The 21,105-nt window shown below is 72.7% G+C and carries 22 protein-coding genes; 13 read left to right on the top strand and 9 right to left on the bottom strand.

Going from position 1 to position 21,105, the window contains the following annotated elements; genetic code table 11:
- Window positions 1–2 precede the first annotated feature (2 nt).
- Window positions 3–1,043 (bottom strand): alpha/beta fold hydrolase, encoded by a 1,041-nt coding sequence (locus ACH4OA_RS25525; RefSeq protein WP_397971100.1) that lies wholly within the window; start codon window positions 1,041–1,043, stop codon window positions 3–5.
- A gap of 197 nt (window positions 1,044–1,240) precedes the next feature.
- On the opposite strand from ACH4OA_RS25525, the gene ACH4OA_RS25520 reads away from it, so the two are divergent.
- The 4 genes from ACH4OA_RS25520 (at window position 1,241) to ACH4OA_RS25505 (ending at window position 3,121) form a co-directional block, all read left to right on the top strand.
- Complete coding sequence (locus tag ACH4OA_RS25520; RefSeq protein ID WP_365873094.1) at window positions 1,241–1,474, top strand: hypothetical protein; 234 nt, start codon at window positions 1,241–1,243, stop codon at window positions 1,472–1,474.
- A 180-nt stretch (window positions 1,475–1,654) separates the two neighbouring features.
- Complete coding sequence (locus tag ACH4OA_RS25515; RefSeq protein WP_365873096.1) at window positions 1,655–2,296, top strand: TetR/AcrR family transcriptional regulator; 642 nt, start codon at window positions 1,655–1,657, stop codon at window positions 2,294–2,296.
- A gap of 135 nt (window positions 2,297–2,431) precedes the next feature.
- On the top strand, window positions 2,432–2,659 hold the full coding sequence (locus ACH4OA_RS25510; RefSeq protein WP_365873098.1) for a DUF3107 domain-containing protein: 228 nt from the start codon (window positions 2,432–2,434) through the stop codon (window positions 2,657–2,659).
- 192 nt (window positions 2,660–2,851) lie between these two features.
- Window positions 2,852–3,121, top strand: coding sequence for a hypothetical protein (locus ACH4OA_RS25505; RefSeq protein WP_365873100.1), 270 nt, complete (start codon window positions 2,852–2,854; stop codon window positions 3,119–3,121).
- Between the two features lie 98 nt (window positions 3,122–3,219).
- Here ACH4OA_RS25505 and ACH4OA_RS25500 read toward each other — a convergent pair whose 3' ends face one another.
- Window positions 3,220–3,966 (bottom strand): ferritin-like fold-containing protein, encoded by a 747-nt coding sequence (locus tag ACH4OA_RS25500; RefSeq protein ID WP_397940294.1) that lies wholly within the window; start codon window positions 3,964–3,966, stop codon window positions 3,220–3,222.
- Between the two features lie 505 nt (window positions 3,967–4,471).
- Between ACH4OA_RS25500 and ACH4OA_RS25495 the strand changes: the two genes are divergently transcribed.
- Complete coding sequence (locus tag ACH4OA_RS25495) at window positions 4,472–7,213, top strand: DEAD/DEAH box helicase (RefSeq protein WP_397971154.1); 2,742 nt, start codon at window positions 4,472–4,474, stop codon at window positions 7,211–7,213.
- Between the two features lie 257 nt (window positions 7,214–7,470).
- Complete coding sequence (locus tag ACH4OA_RS25490) at window positions 7,471–8,340, top strand: alpha/beta fold hydrolase (RefSeq protein ID WP_397971097.1); 870 nt, start codon at window positions 7,471–7,473, stop codon at window positions 8,338–8,340.
- 63 nt (window positions 8,341–8,403) lie between these two features.
- Here ACH4OA_RS25490 and ACH4OA_RS25485 read toward each other — a convergent pair whose 3' ends face one another.
- Window positions 8,404–9,300: an NYN domain-containing protein gene (locus tag ACH4OA_RS25485; protein ID WP_365873106.1), complete on the bottom strand. Its 897-nt coding sequence runs from the start codon at window positions 9,298–9,300 to the stop codon at window positions 8,404–8,406.
- Window positions 9,301–9,515: 215 nt separating this feature from the next.
- Here ACH4OA_RS25485 and ACH4OA_RS25480 point away from each other — a divergent pair, with 215 nt between their 5' ends.
- Window positions 9,516–9,668, top strand: coding sequence for a hypothetical protein (locus tag ACH4OA_RS25480; RefSeq protein ID WP_107054713.1), 153 nt, complete (start codon window positions 9,516–9,518; stop codon window positions 9,666–9,668).
- Window positions 9,669–9,727: 59 nt separating this feature from the next.
- Here the strand turns inward: ACH4OA_RS25480 and ACH4OA_RS25475 are convergent, their stop codons facing one another.
- From ACH4OA_RS25475 to ACH4OA_RS25465, 3 genes are all read right to left on the bottom strand, one after another.
- Window positions 9,728–10,333 (bottom strand): MarC family protein, encoded by a 606-nt coding sequence (locus ACH4OA_RS25475; protein WP_397949093.1) that lies wholly within the window; start codon window positions 10,331–10,333, stop codon window positions 9,728–9,730.
- A 68-nt stretch (window positions 10,334–10,401) separates the two neighbouring features.
- Window positions 10,402–11,259, bottom strand: coding sequence for a PHP domain-containing protein (locus ACH4OA_RS25470; protein WP_397940297.1), 858 nt, complete (start codon window positions 11,257–11,259; stop codon window positions 10,402–10,404).
- Window positions 11,260–11,463: 204 nt separating this feature from the next.
- Window positions 11,464–12,105, bottom strand: coding sequence for a DUF6758 family protein (locus ACH4OA_RS25465; RefSeq protein WP_365873112.1), 642 nt, complete (start codon window positions 12,103–12,105; stop codon window positions 11,464–11,466).
- A gap of 170 nt (window positions 12,106–12,275) precedes the next feature.
- Here ACH4OA_RS25465 and ACH4OA_RS25460 point away from each other — a divergent pair, with 170 nt between their 5' ends.
- The gene (locus tag ACH4OA_RS25460) at window positions 12,276–13,499 is read left to right on the top strand and encodes an MFS transporter (RefSeq protein ID WP_365873114.1); all 1,224 of its coding nucleotides are present in this window, start codon (window positions 12,276–12,278) and stop codon (window positions 13,497–13,499) included.
- A 65-nt stretch (window positions 13,500–13,564) separates the two neighbouring features.
- Here ACH4OA_RS25460 and ACH4OA_RS25455 read toward each other — a convergent pair whose 3' ends face one another.
- The gene (locus ACH4OA_RS25455) at window positions 13,565–14,149 is read right to left on the bottom strand and encodes a suppressor of fused domain protein (protein WP_397940299.1); all 585 of its coding nucleotides are present in this window, start codon (window positions 14,147–14,149) and stop codon (window positions 13,565–13,567) included.
- 456 nt (window positions 14,150–14,605) lie between these two features.
- Here ACH4OA_RS25455 and ACH4OA_RS25450 point away from each other — a divergent pair, with 456 nt between their 5' ends.
- Together ACH4OA_RS25450 and ACH4OA_RS25445 are read left to right on the top strand one after the other, a co-directional pair.
- Window positions 14,606–15,730, top strand: a complete 1,125-nt coding sequence (locus ACH4OA_RS25450; RefSeq protein ID WP_365873118.1) for a magnesium and cobalt transport protein CorA — start codon at window positions 14,606–14,608, stop codon at window positions 15,728–15,730.
- 33 nt (window positions 15,731–15,763) lie between these two features.
- Complete coding sequence (locus ACH4OA_RS25445; protein ID WP_397940301.1) at window positions 15,764–16,294, top strand: hypothetical protein; 531 nt, start codon at window positions 15,764–15,766, stop codon at window positions 16,292–16,294.
- A 63-nt stretch (window positions 16,295–16,357) separates the two neighbouring features.
- Here ACH4OA_RS25445 and ACH4OA_RS25440 read toward each other — a convergent pair whose 3' ends face one another.
- On the bottom strand, window positions 16,358–17,101 hold the full coding sequence (locus ACH4OA_RS25440; RefSeq protein WP_397971094.1) for a hypothetical protein: 744 nt from the start codon (window positions 17,099–17,101) through the stop codon (window positions 16,358–16,360).
- Between the two features lie 190 nt (window positions 17,102–17,291).
- On the opposite strand from ACH4OA_RS25440, the gene ACH4OA_RS25435 reads away from it, so the two are divergent.
- From ACH4OA_RS25435 to ACH4OA_RS25425, 3 genes are read left to right on the top strand one after another with little or no spacing between them, the layout of a single operon-like run.
- A complete protein-coding gene (locus ACH4OA_RS25435; protein WP_397971091.1) occupies window positions 17,292–18,587 on the top strand; it encodes a magnesium transporter MgtE N-terminal domain-containing protein in 1,296 nt (431 codons plus the stop codon).
- Entirely contained in the window at window positions 18,577–19,191 is a 615-nt protein-coding gene (locus ACH4OA_RS25430) for a DUF1003 domain-containing protein (RefSeq protein WP_365873126.1), read from the top strand. Before ACH4OA_RS25435 ends, ACH4OA_RS25430 begins: the two co-directional genes overlap by 11 nt.
- A 43-nt stretch (window positions 19,192–19,234) precedes the next feature.
- Complete coding sequence (locus tag ACH4OA_RS25425) at window positions 19,235–20,368, top strand: Mrp/NBP35 family ATP-binding protein (protein WP_397940307.1); 1,134 nt, start codon at window positions 19,235–19,237, stop codon at window positions 20,366–20,368.
- Window positions 20,369–20,432: 64 nt separating this feature from the next.
- Here the strand turns inward: ACH4OA_RS25425 and ACH4OA_RS25420 are convergent, their stop codons facing one another.
- Window positions 20,433–21,098: a hypothetical protein gene (locus tag ACH4OA_RS25420; RefSeq protein ID WP_365873130.1), complete on the bottom strand. Its 666-nt coding sequence runs from the start codon at window positions 21,096–21,098 to the stop codon at window positions 20,433–20,435.
- Window positions 21,099–21,105: the final 7 nt, after the last annotated feature.

Genomic DNA, 21,105 nt, shown 5'->3' with positions numbered 1-21,105 from the left:
CCTCAGCTCCCCGCACCGGCGACGGAGCCGGCGGTACAAGCGCGGGCATCGGCCGCGTCCCGGACGCGGCCGGTCGCCCGCCCGCCAGCTCCGGTGGTGTGCGCCAAGAGGTCGCGGACGGCATCGGCCACCACGTCGGGGTACTCCATCATCGCCACGTGCCCGGCGTCCGGCAGGGACAGCAGCCGCGAGTCCCGGAAGGCACGGGCGGCCTTGCGGGCCATGCGGAAGCCGATGAGCTGGTCCCGGCCGCCGTAGACCAGCAGGGTGGGCGCGAGCACCCGCTCCGCCTGGCGCCACAGTCCGTGCTGGCCGCCGAGCGTGTAGGCGTCGACGATGCCGCGCGCCGAGCGGGCCATCGCGTCCCAGAAGTACGGCAGCCGCAGCCGCCGCTCCAGTTCGTCCACGGCCTGCCGGAACGCCTCCTGCGACACCCGCCCGGGATCGCCGTAGCACAGCGCCATGACCCCGCGGACCCGCTGCTCGGCGGTCCACTCCTTGGTGATCCGGGTGAAGAGGGCGGCGATCCCGGGGACACCGAGCAGCCCGGTCGGCACCGCGCTGCGCTGGATGCGCAGTTCCGGCAGGGCCGGTGAGACGAGCGTGAGCGTGCGGACGAGGTCGGGGCGTACGGCGGCCACGCGCGTGGCGACCGCGCCGCCGAGGGAGTTGCCGAAGAGGTGGACCGGGCCGCGGCCGGCCGCGTCCAGGTAGCGGATCACCGCGCGCGCGTGCCCGGTGACGGAGTAGTCGCCGTCGTCCGGGGGCGGGGAGTCGCCGAAGCCGGGCAGGTCGACCGCCTCGCTGTCGACGACGCCGTCCAGCTCGGCCATGAGCAGCGACCAGTTCTGCGAGGAGCCGCCCAGCCCGTGGACGTACAGCGCGGGCGGCAGGCCCTCGCGCGCGGCGGGCCGGGAACGGACCGACAGGGTGACGCCGGGCAGGCCCACCGACCGCAGCCGCTCGCCCTCGCCGACCCGGACGGGCGCCACCCTGGGAAGCACACTGGCGGCCGGCACGGACGGCGACTCGGTCGAAGACATGCGGCAATGTTACGAGGTGATCACGTCCGGATCGGTGTGTTCGCCGTCACAGAGTGAACCGTACGCCCTGGGAGAACCGGTCGGCCAACGGGCCCGACGGCATGGCGTTCGGATCAGCCGTCTCCTAGGCTCGTACAGAGGGCACCCTCGTGTGGCCCCTGCTGCTTCCAGGGACGTTCGTAGGAAGGGAGCCCACCATGGCCTATGACCCCGCACAGCCCGACACGATCGAGGACATCGACGATCCGGAGGCCGGCACGGCACCGGAGTTCGACGTCGAGGCGCCCGAGGTGGACGCCGCCGAACAGCAGACGGACATCGCGCCGGACCGCGACGACCCGCTGACGGACGTGGACCCGGCCAGGGGGAACGAGGCGGATCTCCTGGAGCAGGCGCGGGTCGTCGCACTCGACGAGGACGACTACCGCTGACCTCCGCGAGGACGACCACCACCGGCCCCGAAGGTCCGGCGGGCCGCCCCGGGAACGCCGTACGGCTTCCGCCGTCGTCCGGTACGTGAAATTCTGCGCTCGCACCGCGCACACCACGATTACCGAAAAGTACGATGGCCGCGCGGCCGAGACCGCATGAGGACGACTTTGGGAGGCGGCGTGACAGCCATCGAGCAAACAGAGGCGGTGCGCCCGCGTGGCACCCGTCTGCCGCGCCGCGCCCGGCGGAACCAGCTGCTGGGCGCCGCTCAGGAGGTCTTCGTCGCGCAGGGCTACCACGCGGCGGCGATGGACGACATCGCCGAGCGCGCCGGGGTCAGCAAGCCGGTGCTCTACCAGCACTTCCCCGGCAAGCTGGACCTCTACCTCGCCCTGCTGGACCAGCACTGCGAGTCGCTGATCCAGTCGGTGCGCGGCGCGCTGGCGTCGACCACCGACAACAAGCAGCGGGTCCGGGCGACCATGGACGCCTACTTCGCGTACGTGGAGGACGACGGCGGCGCCTTCCGGCTGGTCTTCGAGTCCGACCTGACGAACGAGCCCGCGGTGCGCGAGCGCGTGGACAAGGTCACCACCGAGTGCGCCGAGGCGATCTGCGAGGTCATCGCGGAGGACACCGGGCTCTCGCGCGCGGAGTCGATGCTGCTCGCCTCCGGCCTCGGCGGACTGGCCCAGGTGGTCGCCCGCTCCTGGCTGCACAGCGACCGCAGCGTCCCGCGCGACCAGGCGGTGCAGCTGCTGGCCTCGCTGGCCTGGCGGGGCATCGCCGGTTTCCCGCTGCACGGCACCGATCACCACTGAGGTCCCGTCCGTTCCCGCGCGGTGTTCGCTGTTGGCGTTCCGGCCGACAGGGTGTACGCCCCCTCGACCGGACTAATGTGTGCGGAGTACGGCGCGGATCATCGCGCACATACTGACCGTCGGAGGGACATAACCGTGGAGGTCAAGATCGGCGTGCAGCACGCGCCCCGCGAGATCGTTCTGGAGAGCGGTCAGAGCGCCGACGAGGTCGAGCGCGTGGTGGGCGAGGCGCTGGCCGGCAAGACGGGGCTGCTCAGCCTCCAGGACGAGAAGGGCCGCAAGGTCCTGGTGCCGACGGATCGGCTGGCGTACGTGGAGATCGGCGAGCCGACCGTGCGCAAGGTGGGTTTCGGCGCGCTCTGAGCCGTGGCGTGGGAAGGGCCCGGCGGCCGTGTGCCGCCGGGCCCTTCCGTGTCGGGCGCACGCCCCAAACGGCCCTGGGCGCACACACATTCGGAGCACGACTTCTCCACAGCCCAGGATTGCAAAGCGCAGGTCACGGGTAAGACGGGCTACGACCGTCCAGCCAGACCCGGCCGTGGGAGGGACCCCGACATGATCCTCGAAGTACTCGGATCCGCCGTGCTCGGGCTGATCCTCGCCTGGGCGTCGGCGCACCGCCTCGCCCACCGGCTGCCGGCCCGTCCGCTGGTGTACGCGACGGCCGTGGCCGGGGCCCTCTTCGGGGACTTCGTCACCCGCACCGCGCTGGGTCCCGGCCCGGCCCTGCTCAGCCTCCTGGGCGCCGCGGTCATCGCGGTGGCGTCCCTGTCCCTGCTGCTGCGCCCGGCGGGCCGCCTCCGCCGCCGATCGGCCACGGCGTAGACGGCACCGTCCGGGCGGGACGCCGTTCCCGGAGGGACGTCGGTCTTGGAGGGACGTCGTTCCCGCCGGGCCGCCGTTCCCGGGGAGCGCGGCGGCGGTCAGGCCGCGAGGCCCAGCGCGGCCATCCGCTTGGTGTGCGCCTCGGTGATACGCGAGAACATCCGGCCCACCTCGGCGAGGTCGAACCCGTCGGCGACACCGCCCACGAGCATCGTGGACAGCGCGTCCCGGTCGGCGACCACCCGCTGCGACTGCGACAGCGCCTCGCCCATCAGCCGCCGCGCCCACAGCGCCAGCCGGCCGCCCACGCGCGGGTCCGCGTCGATGGCGGCGCGCACCTTCTCCACCGCGAACCCGGCGTGCCCGGTGTCGTCGAGCACGGCGAGCACCAGCTCACGCGTGTCGGAGTCCAGACGGGCCGCGACCTCCCGGTAGAAGTCGCTCGCGATCGAGTCGCCGACGTACGCCTTGACCAGGCCCTCCAGCCAGTCCGAGGGCGCGGTCTGCCGGTGGAAGCCGTCCAGCGCGGCCACGAACGGGTCCATGGCGGCCGTCGGCTCCTCGCCGATCTCGGTCAGCCGGTTCCGCAGCCGCTCGAAGTGGTGGAACTCCGCCGAGGCCATCTTCGCCAGCTCCGCCTTGTCCGCCAGGGTCGGCGCCAGCTTGGCGTCCTCCGCGAGCCGCTCGAACGCCGCCAGCTCCCCGTAGGCGAGCGCGCCGAGCAGGTCCACCACGGCGGCGCGGTACTGCGGGTCCGCGGACGCCCGCGCCCAGTCCTGGGCGGCGACGCCGGTGGGCCCGGCGGGTTCTGCGGAGGCGTTTCCAGGCTTGTCAGAGCTAGTCATGAGGCGCACAATAGCCCGCTCGGCGCGCCCCTCAAGCCCCTGCCCGATCACTGTGACCACGACTACGTGACCGAATCGGCCATCACATATGCGGGGATCCGGGGTATGGTGGTAATGCGCGCCTGCCGAGTGCGTCGACGCTGTTCGACGTGTCCCTACAGGCTGCATGCATGAGGATGCCCGGTCGGTGGCCCGATCGGCTCCGACCCGACAGCCCTCCACGGCCGTACGGCAGTGATCGTACGACGACCGGAGGGACCCTCAGCGGTTCGAGCGCTAGAGCGTCGGCAGAGGTCCCGTGTCTCACGGCTTGCCCGAGTGGTTCGCCCGTACGGCGGCCGACGTCCCCGGCACGGTCAGACATGACCCCCGCGCGCTCGCCTCGCACCGCGCACACAGAAGAGGCAGCACCCTGACTACGACGTTTCGAGAACTCGGAATCCTTCCCGAGACCGCCGAGGCCCTGGAGGCCGTCGGCATCGTCACCCCCTTCCCCATCCAGGAGCTGACGCTCCCCGTCGCCCTGTCCGGCTCGGATGTCATCGGCCAGGCCAAGACCGGCACCGGCAAGACGCTGGGCTTCGGTCTCCCGCTCCTGGAGCGCGTCACCGTCCCGGCCGACGTCGAGGCCGGCCGCGCCGCCCCCGACGCCCTCACCGACGCCCCGCAGGCCCTCGTCGTCGTCCCCACGCGCGAGCTGTGCACCCAGGTCACCAACGACCTGCTGACGGCGGGCAAGGTCCGTAACGTCCGCGTGCTGGCGATCTACGGCGGCCGGGCCTACGAGCCGCAGGTGGAAGCCCTGAAGAAGGGCGTCGACGTGGTCGTCGGCACCCCGGGCCGGCTGCTCGACCTCGCGGGCCAGAAGAAGCTGGACCTCAGGCACATCAGGTCCCTGGTCCTCGACGAGGCCGACGAGATGCTCGACCTGGGCTTCCTGCCCGACGTCGAGAAGATCATCAGCATGCTGCCGGCCAAGCGCCAGACCATGCTGTTCTCGGCCACCATGCCCGGCGCGGTCATCGGCCTCGCCCGGCGCTACATGTCGCAGCCCGTCCACATCCGCGCCACCGCGCCGGACGACGAGGGCGTGACGGTCGCGAACATCAAGCAGTTCGTCTACCGCGCGCACAACATGGACAAGCCGGAGATGATCGCCCGCATCCTGCAGGCCGAGGGCCGCGGACTGGCGATGATCTTCTGCCGCACCAAGCGCACGGCCGCCGACATCGCCGAGCAGCTCCAGCGCCGCGGCTTCGCCTCCGGCGCGGTCCACGGCGACCTCGGCCAGGGCGCCCGCGAGCAGGCGCTGCGCGCCTTCCGCAACGGCAAGGTCGACGTCCTCGTCTGCACCGACGTCGCCGCCCGCGGCATCGACGTCGAAGGCGTCACCCACGTCATCAACTACCAGTCCCCCGAGGACGAGAAGACCTACCTGCACCGCGTCGGCCGTACGGGCCGGGCGGGCGCCAAGGGTACGGCGATCACGTTCGTCGACTGGGACGACATCCCGCGCTGGCAGCTGATCAACAAGGCGCTGGAGCTGGACTTCAACGACCCGGTGGAGACGTACTCGAGCTCCCCGCACCTGTTCTCCGACCTGGGCATCCCCCAGGGCACCAAGGGCGTCCTGCCGCGCTCCGAGCGGACCCGTGCCGGTCTGGCCGCGGAGGAGCTGGAGGACCTGGGCGAGACCGGCGGGCGGGGCGCGCGGGACCGTGACCGGGGCCGTGGTGGCCGCGGTGACGGTGGTGGCCGCGGTGACCGCAGCGACCGTGGTGACCGTGGTGACCGCACCGAGCAGGCCGCCGAGCGGGAGCGTCCGGCCCGTACGCCGCGCCGGCGCCGCCGTACGCGCAGCGGCACGCCGCTGGACGCCTCCCCCGTCACGCCGACGCCGGCCGCGGAGACCTCCGGCACCGCCGGGACCTCCGGCGCCCCGGAGTCGGAAGGGGCCGCGGTGCGCACCCCGCGCCGCCGTCGCCGTACCCGTGGCGGAGCGTCCGCGCAGCCGGTGACGGGCGCCGTGGCGTCCACGGTGACCGACGAGACGCCCGCGGCGGCCACGCCCGCCGTCGAGCCGGTGGCCGCGGCGGAGGTCGCGGCCGTTCCGGACGCGTCCGAGAGGCCGCGTCGCCGCACCCGCAAGGCCACGGCGGCCGAGCCGGTGACCGAGGCCCCGGTGGCCGAGACCGCGGTCGCGGACGCCTCGGCCGCGGAGACCAAGCCGCGCCGCCGTACGCGGAAGACGGCCGAGCCGGTCGTCGAGGCGGAGGCGGCCCTGGACCCGGCGGAGACCGCCGAGGCCAAGCCGCGCCGCACCCGCAAGACCGCGGCGCCCGCCGAAGCCGCCGTGGACACCGCCGAGGCCACTGAGGTCACCGAGGCCAAGCCGCGCCGCCGCACCCGCAAGGCGGCGGAGCCGGCCGCGCCGGAGGCACCCGAGGCCGAGGCGCCGGAGGCGGAGGCCAAGCCGCGCCGCACGCGGAAGACCGCCGCGACCGCGGAAGCACCCGAGGCACCCGAGGCCGAGGCCAAGCCCCGCCGCACCCGCAAGACCGCGGCGGCCGCACCGGAAGCGACCGAGGCGGCCGAGGCGGCCGAGGCGGAGACCGTGGCCAAGCCGCGCCGGACCCGCAAGACCGCCGCGGCAACCACCGCGACCGCGGAAGCCCCCGAGGCACCCGAGGCCGAGGCCAAGCCGCGCCGCACCCGCAAGACCGCGGCGGCCGCCGAAGCCACCGCGGACACCGCCGAAGCCACGGAAGCCAAGCCCCGCCGCACGCGGAAGACCGCCGCGACCGCGGAAGCCACTGAGGCACCCGAGGCCGAGGCCAAGCCGCGTCGGACCCGCAAGACCGCGGCAGCCGCCGAAGCCACCGCGGACACCGCCGAAGCCACGGAAGCCAAGCCCCGCCGCACGCGGAAGACCGCCGCGGCCACGCCTGAGGCCCCTGAGGCTGAGACCAAGCCCCGCCGCGCCCGCAAGGCCACGGCAGCCGCCGTGGACGCGGCCGACGGGGACGCGGTCGCCGCGCCGAAGACGCGACGGGTCCGCAAGGCCGTCGCCGAGTCGGCCGCTCCGGAGATCCCGGCGCAGGCCACCGAGGAGTCGGAGACCAAGCCGCGGCGCCGGGCCCGCAAGACGGCGGCGTCCGCCGAGACGGCGGCCGGCGAGAGCGCCGAGACGACGCCCAAGCCGCGCCGGGCCCGTAAGACGGCGGTCGCGGAGGCACCCGAGGCCTGATCCGTCACCGCGTACGCGAGGGCGTCAAGCCGGTCCGATGGCCGGGTCCACGTGCAGTGGACCCGGCCATCGGCGTCTACGGCCCGAACCCCGGCCGGCCCGAGCCCGCACCGGGCTCCCCACACCGCGACCGGCTCCCGCCGCCGGACGCCTCGCCCCCATCGCCCGCCGCCCCGCCGCCCGCCCGCACCGGCGCCCCGATTCCGCCCGGGCACCCGCACCCATCTCCCCCTCCCCCGCCGGATAGCCTCTCCCCCATGAGCAGGCCCCCCACCTTCGTTCCGCCTCCCGGTGCTCGTGCCTACCGTCTCCGGACGGCGCGTGGGGAGTTCGCCGTGGTCGACGCTCCGGTGGCCGCCGGTGTCGAGCCCCGGGGCGTGGCGCTGCTGCTGCCGGGGTTCACCGGGAGCAAGGAGGACTTCAATCCGCTGCACGTGCCGCTGGCCGAGCGCGGTTACCGGACCGTCGCCGTGGACGGGCGCGGCCAGTTCGAGTCGGACGGGCCCGTGACGGACGAGTCGGCGTACGCGCGCGAGGAGTTGGCGCGGGACGTGCTCGCGCAGGCGGCGGCGATCGGCGGCCCCGTGCACCTGCTGGGGCACTCGCTCGGCGGCCAGATCGCGCGCGCGGCCGTGCTGCTCGACCACGCGCCCTTCCTGTCGCTCACCCTGATGGCCTCCGGGCCGGCGCAGATCTCGGCGTCCCAGCAGGAGCGTGTGAAGCTGCTCCGGGACGCGCTCACGGTGCTGGGCATGGCGCAGGTGTGGGAGGCGATCCAGGCGATGGAGCCGCCGGCGCCCGCGCTCGACGCCGGACTGGACGACCGGGACGACCTGCGGCGGCGCTGGCTGGCCACCCGGCCCGCGCAGCTCCTGGCCACCGGGCGCCAGTTGTGCACGGAACCGGACCGGGTCGCCGAACTCGCCGCCGTACCGCTGCCGTTCCATGTGATCTCGGGCGACCGGGACGACACCTGGCCGCTGCCGCAGCTCGACGACATGGCGGTACGGCTCGGGGCGCGGCGCACGGTCGTCGCGGGCGCCGAGCACTCGCCCAACACCGACCGCCCCCTGGAGACCGCCCGCGCGCTCGCCGACTTCTGGGACGCCGGCCCGGGACTCCGCTGAGCCCTGCCCGACCCCGCCCGGCAGACGGAAACGGCCGGCCGCACCCTGGCGCAGCGGCACCGCTCAGTACTGGGTCCGCAGGTGTTCCCAGAAGCCGTCTCTGAGCGCGCGGCGCAGTTCCGCCTGGCCGCGCAGGGAGTACTGGAGCAGTTGCTCGGCCTCGACCAGCAGGTCCTGGTCGACGGAGCCGGGCAGGTAGGGATGGCCGGGGAAGAGTTCGACGAGGGCGTCGCGGCCCCGGGAGGCGAGCCACTTCGCGGCGATCTGGGCGCCGACGAAGCGGACGTCGTCGCGGGTGGGGCGGGCGGTGCCGGCGGCCTCGTACCCGGCGGTCACGCGCCGGGAGACGTACGGTTTGAAGAACTCCAGGTCGAAGGTGCGCTGGCTGTCGACCTCCCAGAGCAGCGGCTCGGCCTGGTTGCGGCCCTCGGGGGCCTCGATGCCCCACAGGTGGACGCGGGCGCCGTAGCCCTGGGCCGCCTCGACCGCCGAGACCAGGTCCTCGTCGCCGCCGAGGAGCGCGGCGTCGCTGATCGCGCGGTGCCGCGCCAGTGACTCCAGGTCCGAGCGGATCAGCGAGTCGACGCCCTTCTGCTGGTTGTTGGCGTTGAGGTTGCCGAGGCGGACCTTGACGTCGGGCAGTTCGGCGATGCACTGCTGCTCGGCGGTGTGGATGCGGCGGCGGGCGCCGTCGTACCAGTACACGCGCAGCAGCCGGCTGTCCGCGAAGATCGTGCGGGCCTTGTCGATCAGGGCGTCGATCAGGCCCTCGGCGTCCAGGTCGAAGGCGCGGCGGTCCTCGGTTCCGGTGACCAGCCGGCCGGCCGCGGCGTACAGATAGCCCGCGTCGACGAAGATCGCGTGGGTCGAGGGTGTCTTCGCCACCTCGGCGAGCATGCGCTCCAGCAGCTCGTTCGTGCGGTTGACGTGGGCGCCGAGGGCGGCGAGGTCGTCGTTCATCGCCCCCATTGTCCGGGTGATCACAGTGCGGACACAACCGTTCCCGCCCATGCCTCACCCACTGCTTACCGGTCAGTAATTAGTTGTTCGAAAAATTTCTTTAGCGTAGGGAATGTTCGTAACAAACGGAGCGTTGACTGAGTACGACACCGGATACACAGGGTGTCACTCCAGTAGTTCTCCGCAGGAGGATGACCAGACGAAGGGAGAAGCCCATGCGCTTCGAAATCATGCGACTCGACGAGGTCGACGGCACCGCCGTGGACAGTACCGTCGTGGACGCCGCCTCCGTCAACCGGATCGTGCAGCAGGCCGCCGCCATCGGGCAGCGCCTGTGGATCCGGCCGGCCGACACACCGGCCTCATAGCCCTCAGGGGCGTTCGCCACTCATGCTTTCCGGGGGAGCCGGGCCGACGAAGGTCGGATTCAGCTCCCCCGGATCACCTGAGTGACACCGTTGATGATCTGCTGGACGGCGATCGCGGAGAGCATCATGCCCGCGAGCCGCGTCACCAGCACGACACCGCCGTCCTTGATGACGCGGATGATCAGCAGCGAGTAGCGCATCACCAGCCACAGCACGACATGGATCGCGAGGATCGCGGACCACACCGAGACCTGCGTGGTCACGCTGTCGGCCTTCTGTACGGCCAGGATCACGGACACGATCGCACCGGGCCCCGCCAGCAGCGGCATGCCCAGCGGTACGAGCGCCACGTTGACGTCCTTGGTCTGCTTCGGCTCGTCGGTCTTACCGGTCAGCAGGTCCAGCGCGATCAGCAGGAGCAGCAGCCCGCCCGCGATCATCAGCGCGGGCACGGACACGTGCAGGTAGTCGAGGATCTGGTGGCCCAGGACGCCGAAGACGGCGATGACCCCGCCCGCCACGCAGACGGCCTGCAAGGCCATCCGCTTCTGCACCTTCGCCGGCCGGCCGGCGGTGAGGGCGAGGAAGATCGGGGTGATCCCGGGGGGATCCATGATGACAAAAAGGGTCAGGAACAGGGAGCCGAAGACGGCGATGTCGAACATGGGGGAAGTGCAGGCCTTGCGGGAAGAGGAGATACGGGGGTGGTGCGGCGGACCGGCCGCTGCGGGCCTCAGGCTCCGCCGGCGCCCGGCACCGGGAACGCGCCCGTCGCCCGCCGGGTGATCTCCCCGTACACCTCGGGGTCGGTCGCGTAGGCGCCCAGGGTCACGGTCTTGCGGCTGCCGTGGTAGTCCGAGGAGCCCGTGACCAGCAGTCCCAGCTCCTTCGCCAGACCCCGCAGCCGCACCCGGGCGTCCGGGTCGTGGTCCATGTGGTCGACCTCGAGGCCGTCCAGACCGGCCTCGGCCAGCTCCGCGATCCGGGCCTCCGGCACCGTGCGGCCGCGCTTGGCGGCGGCCGGGTGGGCGAACACGCAGACCCCGCCCGCGGCCTTGACCAGCCGTATCGCCTCGAAGGGGTCGGTCTCGTGCTTCTCCACGAAGGCCCGCCCGCCGTCGGCCAGCCACTCCTCGGTGAACGCGTCGCCCACGGTCGGCACGACGCCCAGCTCCACCAGCGCGCTGGCGACGTGCGGCCGACCGACGGAGCCGCCGGCGGCGATCCGCTCGACCTGCTCCCAGGTGACCGGCACGCCCAGCGCGTTCAGCTTGGCGACCATGCCCTTGGCCCGCGGTACCCGGTCGTCCCGGACCAGTTCCCGCTCGGCGAGCAGGGCGGGCTCCTCGGGGTCGAAGAGGTAGGCCAGCATGTGCATCGAGACGCCGTCGATCCGGCAGGACAGCTCGGCGCCGGTGACCAGGGTCAGCCCCGCGGGCAGCGCGGCGATCGCCTCGCCGTGGCCCCGGGTGGTGTCGTGGTCGGTCAGCGCGACGACGTCCAGCCCTGCGGCGGCGGCCTTGCGCACCAGCTCGGCCGGGGTGTCCGTACCGTCGGAGGCCGTGGAGTGACAGTGCAGATCGATGCGCACGCGGACTCCAGGCGGTGACGGACGGATGGGACTCCGCAAGGATACCGGTGTTTTCCGGCCCGGATGTCACACCCGAAACCGGCCGGCGCCCCCTACGGGAGCCCGCTCAGGAACCCCGGGAACCCCCTTGAGTGGGACGCGAACCTGCCTCGGGGCGCCGCCGAACCGCGCGAGCGACCGCGGCACCCGGCATCCCGCCGGGCCTCAGGGCCGGAGCAGGCGCGGCGACAGCGCTCCGCAGGGCACCAGGTCGATCTCCGCCCCGGCGTCCCGCAGATCGGTCAGCACCAGCTCGTCGTAGAGGAGCAGGCCGGACTGCTCGGGCCAGATCACCGCCCACAGCCACATCCCGAGCGCCTCGCCGGCGAAGACGGCCCGGTCGTCCGGGGTGCGGTAGACATGCCAGAGCGGGGTCGGGCGGCCGGCGGCCAGCACCTTGGCCTGCGGCGGCTTCTCCACGTTCATGAACGAGCCCGGGTCCGGGCCGTCGATGCCGGCGTAGTGCGCGCCGAGGCCGACGCCCAGCTCCTCGGCGATCAGGATCAGCTCACCGGGGCCGCCGAGCGGCCCGGGGCCCGAGCAGGCCACCGCGGTGGCCCGGCCGCCGCTGCGGTCGTCCCCGGCGTACGTCACGCCCGTGAAGAGCCATCCGACCGGCAGCGGCCACGGCATCCACACCGGCACCTGCGTGCGGCGCACCACCACGTTGAGCGCCTCGACGCTGGGCGGGATCACGGGCTGCAGCGGATACACCGTGCCGTGCCGGTCGCACTGCCACGCATCGGCGAAGAGTCCGGGAGCCCTGACCCGGCCACCGCACTTCGGGCAACTGGGTTCGCCCCTCATAGGGCTCCACGGTCCTACCCCGGCCCGCCCGCGTCAAGGATGATCACCCGTCCGGCCGGAAGAGCCCGTCGCGGCCCCGGACGGCCACAATAGATGCATCTTGCATTAATTAGGTGCACTAACTTACTATGTGTATAACCCAACTACTTCGTGAGGGATGGGAGAAGCACATGGACCCCCTAGACGCGGGTGCCCCGAGCATCCTGCGACAGCCCAAGGCGGTCTGGGCCACGGCCGGCGCCTCCGTCGTCGCCTTCATGGGCATCGGCCTCGTCGACCCGATCCTGCCGTCCATCGCGCAGGGCCTGCACGCCACCGCCGGGCAGGTGTCCCTGCTCTTCACCTCGTACTTCCTGATCACCGCCCTCGCGATGCTGCTGACCGGCTTCGTCTCCAGCCGCATCGGCGGGCGCAAGACCCTGCTGCTCGGCCTCGCGTTCGTGGTCGTGTTCGCGGCCCTGGCCGGCACCTCCGGCTCGGTCGGCCAGCTCGTCGGCTTCCGGGCCGGCTGGGGCCTCGGCAACGCGCTGTTCGTCTCCACCGCCCTCGCGGTCATCGTGGGCGCGGCGGCCGGGGGCAGTGCGGCGGCGATCCTGCTGTACGAGTCCGCGCTCGGCCTCGGCATGGCCTGCGGCCCGCTGCTCGGCGCGGTCCTCGGCAACCTCAGCTGGCGCTACCCCTTCTTCGGCACGGCCACGCTGATGGCGGTCGGCTTCCTGTGCATCACGGCGTTCCTGAAGGAGCAGCCCCGGCCGGCCCGCAAGACCTCGGTCCTGGACCCGCTGAAGGCGCTCGGCCACGGCGGGCTGGCCTCGGCGGCCGTCTCCGCGTTCTTCTACAACTACACGTTCTTCACCGTGCTGGCCTTCACGCCGTTCGTGCTGGACATGACGCCGTACCGGTCGGGCGGGGTGTTCTTCGCCTGGGGTCTGCTGCTCGCCGTCTTCTCGGTGATCGTGGCCCCGCGCCTGCAGCGGCGGCTCGGCTCGCTGAAGGTGCTCGGCGGCTCGCTGGTGCTGCTCGCGGCGGACGTCCTGGTGCTCGGCTACGGCAACCACACCGCGGCCGTCGTCTGCACGATCCTGTCCGGTGCCTTCATCGGCGTGAACAACACCGTCTACACCGAGCTGGCCCTCGGCGTGTCGGACGCACCGCGCCCGGTGGCGAGCGCGGGCTACAACTTCGTCCGCTGGTTCGCCGCCGCCGCGGCGCCCTACTTCGCGCCGAAGATCGAGGAGTGGACGGACATCCACGTCCCGTTCGTGGTCGCGGCCGTCACGGCGGTGCTGGGCGCGCTCGTGGTCGTCGTGCGGCGCAAGGCCCTCGTCCACGAGGCGGCGGAGCTCGAACCGCGGCACGCGACCGAGGACGGCGTCGGCGTCTTCGCCAACTGACCCCAACCGACCGCATCCGCCGCCGGGTTGGCGAGCCCGGTCACGCGCCGCCGGCCGGCGGCGCGTCAGTCCAGCGGGACGGTTCCGCGGACGGGGTCCCGCAGGTCCGTGCCGTGCGCGAGCCAGCGCTCCTGGAGGGCCTGCGCGCCGTGCACCCGCTTCCAGGCGGCCTCGTTCGGCGTCATCGGCAGCAGCGGCAGGAACCGTACGGGATCCATCGGGTCGTCCAGTTCCAGGTCCTCCACCAGTCCGCCGGGCTCGCCCACCAGGACCGCGGTGAAGGGGGCGCCGGGCCACAGCGGGCCGCCCACGTCCAGCGAGGCGCCCGGGGTCACCACCAGGCCCTCCACCTGCGGGCTCGCGGCCAGCACGGCGAGCGGGCGGAGCAGCTTGTCGGTGTCGGCGCGGCCCGCCCGGACGGACAGCACCAGTTCGGCGCGGGGGCCCTTGACCGGGTCGGCCAGCGTCGCCGTGGGGTCCGTCATGGGCTGCCCGGACATCCCGAGGGTGGCGTACCGGACGACGTCCCCCTCCTGGAAGCGGAGCACCTCGATGCGGTCCGTGCCGAGGAAGGTGACGGCGGCGCGCGCGTCCGGCTCGCCCAGCGCGCTGGTCAACCGTGCCTCGACCAGAGGAAGAACATCAACCATGCGGCGAGCATAGAACTCGTCAGCAGCGGGCAAAGCGGCACCTTGACAGTACGGGCGACTGGTACTCTGAGCCGGTGGTTCGGGGCAGCACGCCGAGCGTCACCGTCAAGCCCCGACGCCTGAGACTCCCTTACGAGGGACCGGCCGGAGGAGGTGGGGCTGTCATGGATCGAAGTCGACCGTGCAGTACCACTCGCTCTTCCGGCTGCTGATGTAGTTACCGGCTGGCCGCCGCCTTCCTTTGCGCCTCGTCGTTTCGGGAGAGCACCTCGTTTCGCCTTGCCTGATCTGTCTGATCTGAATCAGTTCTGCATCGGCAGTGAAGCCGCCACCGCGACGGTGCGGTGCTCCCCGCTTTGTGGACGTGCCCCGCACGCACAGCCAGGACGTCCCCATTCCGGGTAGTTCCACCCGTCGCCGCGCGCTGTCGCCGCCCGCCCGCGAAGGAGCCTGCCCATGTCGATGATCCGCGACCTGCGCGCCGTGGTCCGCCCGTCGTCCCGCGTCTCGCTGCGCAAGGACCCGGGCACCTCGTACGACACCACGCGTGATCCCGCGACTCCCTCGGCCGTCGTCGACTGCGCCGTCTACCGCGACGGCGCCCGTGTGCAGCGCCCCGGACCGCTGACCCCGCAGGAGGCGATGCGGCTGGTGCGCCGCGACGGCGGGTTCGTCTGGATCGGCCTGCACGAGCCGACCGAAGCGGAATTCGCCGGTATCGCGAGCGAGTTCGGGCTGCACCCGCTGGCCGTGGAGGACGCGGTGCAGGCCCACCAGCGGCCCAAGCTGGAGCGGTACGACGACTCGCTCTTCACGGTCTTCAAGACCATCCACTACGTCGAGCACGACCGGCTCACCGCCAACAGCGAGGTCGTGGAGACCGGCGAGGTCATGTGCTTCACCGGCCGGGACTTCTTCATCACCGTCCGGCACGGCGGCCAGGGCTCGCTGCGCGCCCTCAGGCACCGCCTCCAGGACGACCCGGAGCTGCTCGCCAAGGGCCCCTCGGCCGTGCTGCACGCCATCGCCGACCATGTCGTGGACGGCTACATCGCGGTCGCCGACGCGGTGCAGGACGACATCGACGAGGTGGAGACCGAGGTCTTCTCGCCCGGCCGCAAGGGCGGCGTCTCGCGCGGTGTGGACTCGGCGCGGATCTACCAGCTCAAGCGCGAGGTACTGGAGTTCAAGCGCGCGGTGGCGCCGCTGCTGCGGCCCATGCAGCTGCTGAGCGAGCGGCCGATGCGGCTGATCGACCCGGACATCCAGAAGTATTTCCGGGACGTCGCCGACCACCTGGCCCGGGTCCAGGAGCAGGTCATGAACTTCGACGAACTGCTCAACTCCATCCTCCAGGCCAACCTCGCGCAGGCGTCCGTGGCGCAGAACGAGGACATGCGCAAGATCACCGCGTGGGCGGCCATCATCGCCGTGCCCACGATGGTGTGCGGGGTGTACGGCATGAACTTCGACTACATGCCGGAGACGCACTGGAAGTTCGGCTATCCGGTGATCATGGGCATCACCGCGGCCATCTGCCTCGGCATCCACCGCACGCTGAAGCGCAACGGCTGGCTGTGAGCGGGCGGCTCGGGCCTGGTTAGGCTGGGGCGCATGACAAGCGAGCTGCTCGACCGGGCCCTCATCGAGGAGGCCGCGAAGAAGTCCGGCCTCATCTGGGTCAGGAGCGCCGGCGGCACGGCCGCGCGGGCGCTGTGGCACGTGTGGCACGACGGCGCGGTCTGCGTGGTGGGCGACGGGCCGGGCGAGCAGCCGCTGACCGGGCTGACCGGCGGGGGCACCGCCGAGGTGAGCGTGCGCAGCAAGGACAAGGGGGGCCGGCTGGTGATGTTCCCGGTCACCGTGGAGGAGCCGGCGCCCGGCAGCCCCGAGTGGGAGGCGGTCGTCGCCGAGCTGAAGGGCAAACGGCTGAACGCCCCGGACGCCGAGGAGATGCCGGCCCGCTGGGCCCGCACCTGCCGGGTGCTCCGCCTGGTGCCGACGGGCGCGCTGACCCCGCTGCCGGACGGCGACCTCGCCGAGTCCCCCGTCCCGACCCCGGCGACGACCCGCACCCCGGCACCCGCGGCCCTGCCGAAGCTGCTGGGCCGCCGGAAGAGGAAGCGCCGTCAGGAACGGGACTGACCGGAGCCCGGCACCACCGCGCCGGGCCGGGACCGCCGGGGCCGGGACCTGCGGGGCGGGAGGTCAGGACGCCGGGAGCTGGGCGCCGTAGTCCACCGTCTCCGACGCGGGCGGCTTGTCGATGGTGAAGGTCTCGCCCCAGTCCGAGAAGCGCAGGGTGCCCGCGTTGCCGGCGCGGACCAGGCGCAGGGGGTAGGGGTTGCCGTCGAGGGAGACCTCCAGCGTGCCGCCGGAGCCCTCGTCGCCGGTGATGCGGATCGTGCGGGTACCCGACGGACCGGTGTGGCGGCCGTCCGTCGCCAGCGTGCCGTGCAGCGTCAGCAGACCGTCGAGGAGGACGTCCTTGTCCGTGAAACCGCTGAACTTCTTGTACGCCGGATCCCTCTGCGGCACCTTCACGTACTTGCCGTCCAGCTTGCCCGTGGCACCGTCGGCGCCGTCGGCGTGGTTCCAGAAGTCCGCGCCGGCCTTCAGGTACAGCTCCTGTCCGACCCGCAGCAGCTTGAACGTCGCCCCCTGCGAGGTCACGGACCCGGTCCCGCCGTCGTCCTTGAGCCGCATGTCCAGCCGGTACGTACGGCCGCCGCTGACCACGGTCCCGGACAGCCGTACGGCCTGCGCCGCGTCCGCCGCGGCCCGCGTCCTGGCCTCGATGCGGGCGGCGGGCAGTTTGCCCACCCCGTTCGTGCCGGCGTCGGGATCGTCGCCGCCGCACCCCGTCAGCACCGCCAGCCCTGTCACGGCCAGTGCGCACAGCGCGGTGCTCCGCGCGGCCCGGCGGGTTCGGCCCTGGGCGATCGCAGTCACAGGTGCGGCTGCCTTTCTGACGATTCCTGAGCGGCGTACCGCAGGGTACCGGGGCCCCGCCCGCCCGGCTGAGCCGGTCCGTCCGGACCGCCCACCAGGACGTATCCGATCCGGACGGGCTAGCCTGAAGCGCACCCGTGCGGGCATGTCCGAGCATCTCGTCCGATCCCCAGGCAAAGGGAGCACAGTCATGGCAGCCGGCGCCCCCCGGATCTTCCTCTCGCACCTGGCCGGGGTCCCCGTCTTCGATCCGGCCGGCGACCAGGTGGGCCGCGTCCGCGACGTGGTGGTCATGCTGCGCGTCGGACGCCGGCCCCCGCGCGTCCTCGGACTGGTGGTCGAGCTGTCCACCCGGCGCCGGATCTTCCTGCCCATGACCCGGGTGACCGGCATCGAGTCGGGCCAGGTCCTCACCACCGGCGTGGTCAACGTCCGCCGTTTCGAGCAGCGGCCCACCGAGCGGCTGGTCTTCGGGGAGCTGCTGGACCGGCGGGTGACGCTGACGGAGACCGGCGAGGAGGTCACCGTCCTGGACGTGTCCGTGCAGCAGCTGCCCGCCCGCCGGGACTGGGAGGTGGACCGCGTCTTCGTGCGCAAGGGGCGCAAGGGCAGCGCCTTCCGGCGGGCGAAGGGCGAGACGCTGACCGCCGAGTGGTCCGCTGTCACCGGGTTCTCCCTGGAGGAGCACGGACAGGGCGCCGAGAGCCTGCTCGCCACCTTCGAGCAGTTGCGCCCCGCCGACCTCGCCAACGTCCTGCACCACCTGTCCGCCAAGCGGCGGGCCGAGGTCGCCGCCGCCCTGGACGACGACCGGCTCGCCGACGTCCTCGAAGAGCTGCCGGAGGACGACCAGATCGAGATCCTCGGCAAGCTGAAGGAGGAACGCGCGGCGGACGTGCTGGAGGCGATGGACCCGGACGACGCCGCCGACCTGCTCGCCGAGCTGCCCGAGGAGGACCAGGAGCGGCTGCTGAGCCTGATGCAGCCCGCCGACGCCGCCGACATGCGCCGCCTGATGGCGTACGAGGAGCACACCGCCGGCGGTCTGATGACGACCGAGCCGATCGTGCTGCGCCCGGACGCCACCGTCGCCGACGCCCTCGCCCGGGTCCGCAACCCGGACCTCTCCCCGGCCCTCGCCGCCCAGGTCTACGTCTGCCGCCCGCCCGACGAGACCCCGACCGGCAAGTACCTGGGCACCGTGCACTTCCAGCGGCTGCTGCGCGACCCGCCGTACACCCTGGTCGGCTCGCTGGTCGACGACGACCTCCAGCCCCTGGACCCGGACGCCGCGCTGCCCGTCGTCGCCGGGTTCTTCGCCACCTACGACATGGTCGCGGCGCCCGTGGTGGACGAGTCCGGTTCGCTGCTCGGCGTGGTGACCGTGGACGACGTACTGGACCACATGCTGCCCGAGGACTGGCGGGAGACGGAGTTCCACCTGGCCGAGGACGAAGGAGAGGAGGCGCCCGCGCATGGCTCCTGAGCGCGAGACCGCGACCCGCGAGCGGCATCCGGCGGGTGCCACGGCCGCCGGCCGGCCCCGGACCGCCCGGCTGGACCAGCCGCGCCCGCCCCGGCGCCGGATCGTGCCCGAGTGGGACCCGGAGGCCTTCGGCCGGCTGTCGGAGCGGATCGCCCGGTTCCTGGGCACGGGCCGCTTCATCGTCTGGATGACGGTCGTCATCATCCTGTGGGTGGTGTGGAACATCGCCGCGCCCCGTCACCTGCGCTTCGACGAGTACCCGTTCATCTTCCTCACCCTGATGCTGTCCCTCCAGGCGTCCTACGCGGCCCCGCTGATCCTGCTCGCGCAGAACCGGCAGGACGACCGCGACCGGGTCAACCTGGAGCAGGACCGCAAGCAGAACGAGCGGTCCATCGCCGACACGGAGTACCTGACCCGGGAGATCGCCGCGCTGCGCATGGGTCTGGGCGAGGTGGCCACCCGGGACTGGATCCGCTCCGAGCTGCAGGACCTGACGAAGGAGCTGGAGGAGCGCCGCCGGCACGACGGGCACACCGGCCAGGTCGTATTCCCGGCGGAACGGGCGGAACGCCCGCCGGGACGTGACACAGACGACCGCTGAAGGGCATCCCTCAGGCCCCTCGGCGGGCCGTACCATCGTCCTTATGGCTACGGAAGACGCGGTGCGCGAAGCACTGGCGACGGTGAACGACCCCGAGATCAACCGCCCGATCACCGAACTCGGGATGGTCAAGTCCGTGGAGATCGGCGCGGACGGGGCGGTCGCGGTCACCGTGTACCTGACGGTGTCCGGCTGCCCGATGCGCGACACCATCACGCAACGCGTCACCGAGGCGGTCTCCCGGCTCGACGGCGTCACCCGCGTCGACGTCACCCTGGACGTGATGAGCGACGAGCAGCGCAAGGAGCTGGCGTCGGCGCTCCGTGGCGGCCAGGCCGAGCGCGAGGTGCCCTTCGCCAAGCCGGGCAGCCTCACCCGGGTCTACGCGGTCGCCTCCGGCAAGGGCGGTGTCGGCAAGTCCTCGGTGACGGTCAACCTGGCGGCGGCGATGGCCGCCGACGGTCTGAAGGTCGGTGTCGTGGACGCCGACATCTACGGCCACAGCGTGCCGCGCATGCTGGGCGCCGACGGCCGGCCCACCCAGGTCGAGAACATGATCATGCCGCCGTCCGCGCACGGCGTGAAGGTCATCTCCATCGGCATGTTCACGCCGGGCAACGCCCCGGTGGTGTGGCGCGGCCCGATGCTCCACCGCGCCCTTCAGCAGTTCCTGGCCGACGTCTACTGGGGCGATCTGGACGTCCTGCTGCTGGACCTGCCGCCCGGCACGGGTGATATCGCGATCTCCGTGGCGCAGCTCGTCCCGAACGCCGAGATCCTGGTCGTGACGACCCCGCAGCAGGCGGCGGCCGAGGTCGCCGAGCGGGCCGGCTCCATCGCCGTGCAGACCCACCAGAAGATCGTCGGCGTGGTCGAGAACATGTCCGGCCTGCCCTGTCCGCACTGCGGCGAGATGGTCGACGTCTTCGGCACGGGCGGCGGCCAGCTCGTCGCCGACGGCCTGACCCGCACCACGGGTACGTCGGTCCCGGTCCTCGGCAGCATCCCGATCGACATCCGGCTGCGCGAGGGCGGCGACGAGGGCAAGCCGGTGGTCCTGACCGACCCGGGCTCCCCGGCGGGCAGCGCGCTCCGCGCGATCGCCGGCAAGCTGGGCGGCCGCCAGCGCGGTCTGTCGGGCCTGTCCCTGGGCCTCACCCCGAAGAACAAGTTCTGACCCCTCCCGCCAGACGGCGGGGCGGTACGGCACGAGGGGCGCCGGAGATCCGGCGCCCCTCGCGTCATGCGTAGGCGGACAGGTCCTTCACCACGGAGAACCCGAGGCCGTAGGCGCTCATCCCCCGCCCGTACGCGCCCAGATGGACGCCGGAACCCGTCGTACCGGCCAGCACCCAGCCGAACTCCGACTCCCGGTAGTGGAAGGAGGCCGCGGCCCCGTCCACCGGCAGGGAGAGTCTGGACCACTCCGGTCCGTCCAGGTCGTCGGCCAGCGCCCACGCCGTCTCGGTCTGCTGCTCCAGCCAGTCGTCGCGCAGACCGTGGTCCATCTGCCCGGGCCAGGTGAACGACAGCAGGCCCACCCCGGCCAGCCAGGCGGCGGAGGACACCGACGTCGCCTCCAGCAGTCCCGTGCCGTCGGCACTGCGCCGGGACGGCTGCGCGGCGACGGTCACGACGACCGCGAACTTCTCCCGCGGCTCGCCCGCGGCACCGGTCTCGCCGCGCAGCGAGGGCTCCTCACCGTGCCCGATCGCGCCGTGCTCGACGGTGCCGTCGGCGGTCGTGCCGACCTGCATCAGCCAGCGCGGCCCCGTGAACGCCTCGTCGAGCCCGTACCAGGGGAAGGGCGCCCGCAGGTAACCGTCGACCGTGCGCCGGGCCGGGGAGAGCTGCTGCGCGCCCTCCGCGGCCGGCGCCTGCGCGCCCACCCGACTCGTCGTCTCCATCTGCCCG

Source organism: Streptomyces sp. NPDC017095 (assembly GCF_044332325.1).
Lineage (GTDB): Bacteria > Actinomycetota > Actinomycetes > Streptomycetales > Streptomycetaceae > Streptomyces.
Note: the sequence above shows the minus strand (reverse complement) of the source record. Positions and strands in the feature narration are given on the sequence as shown.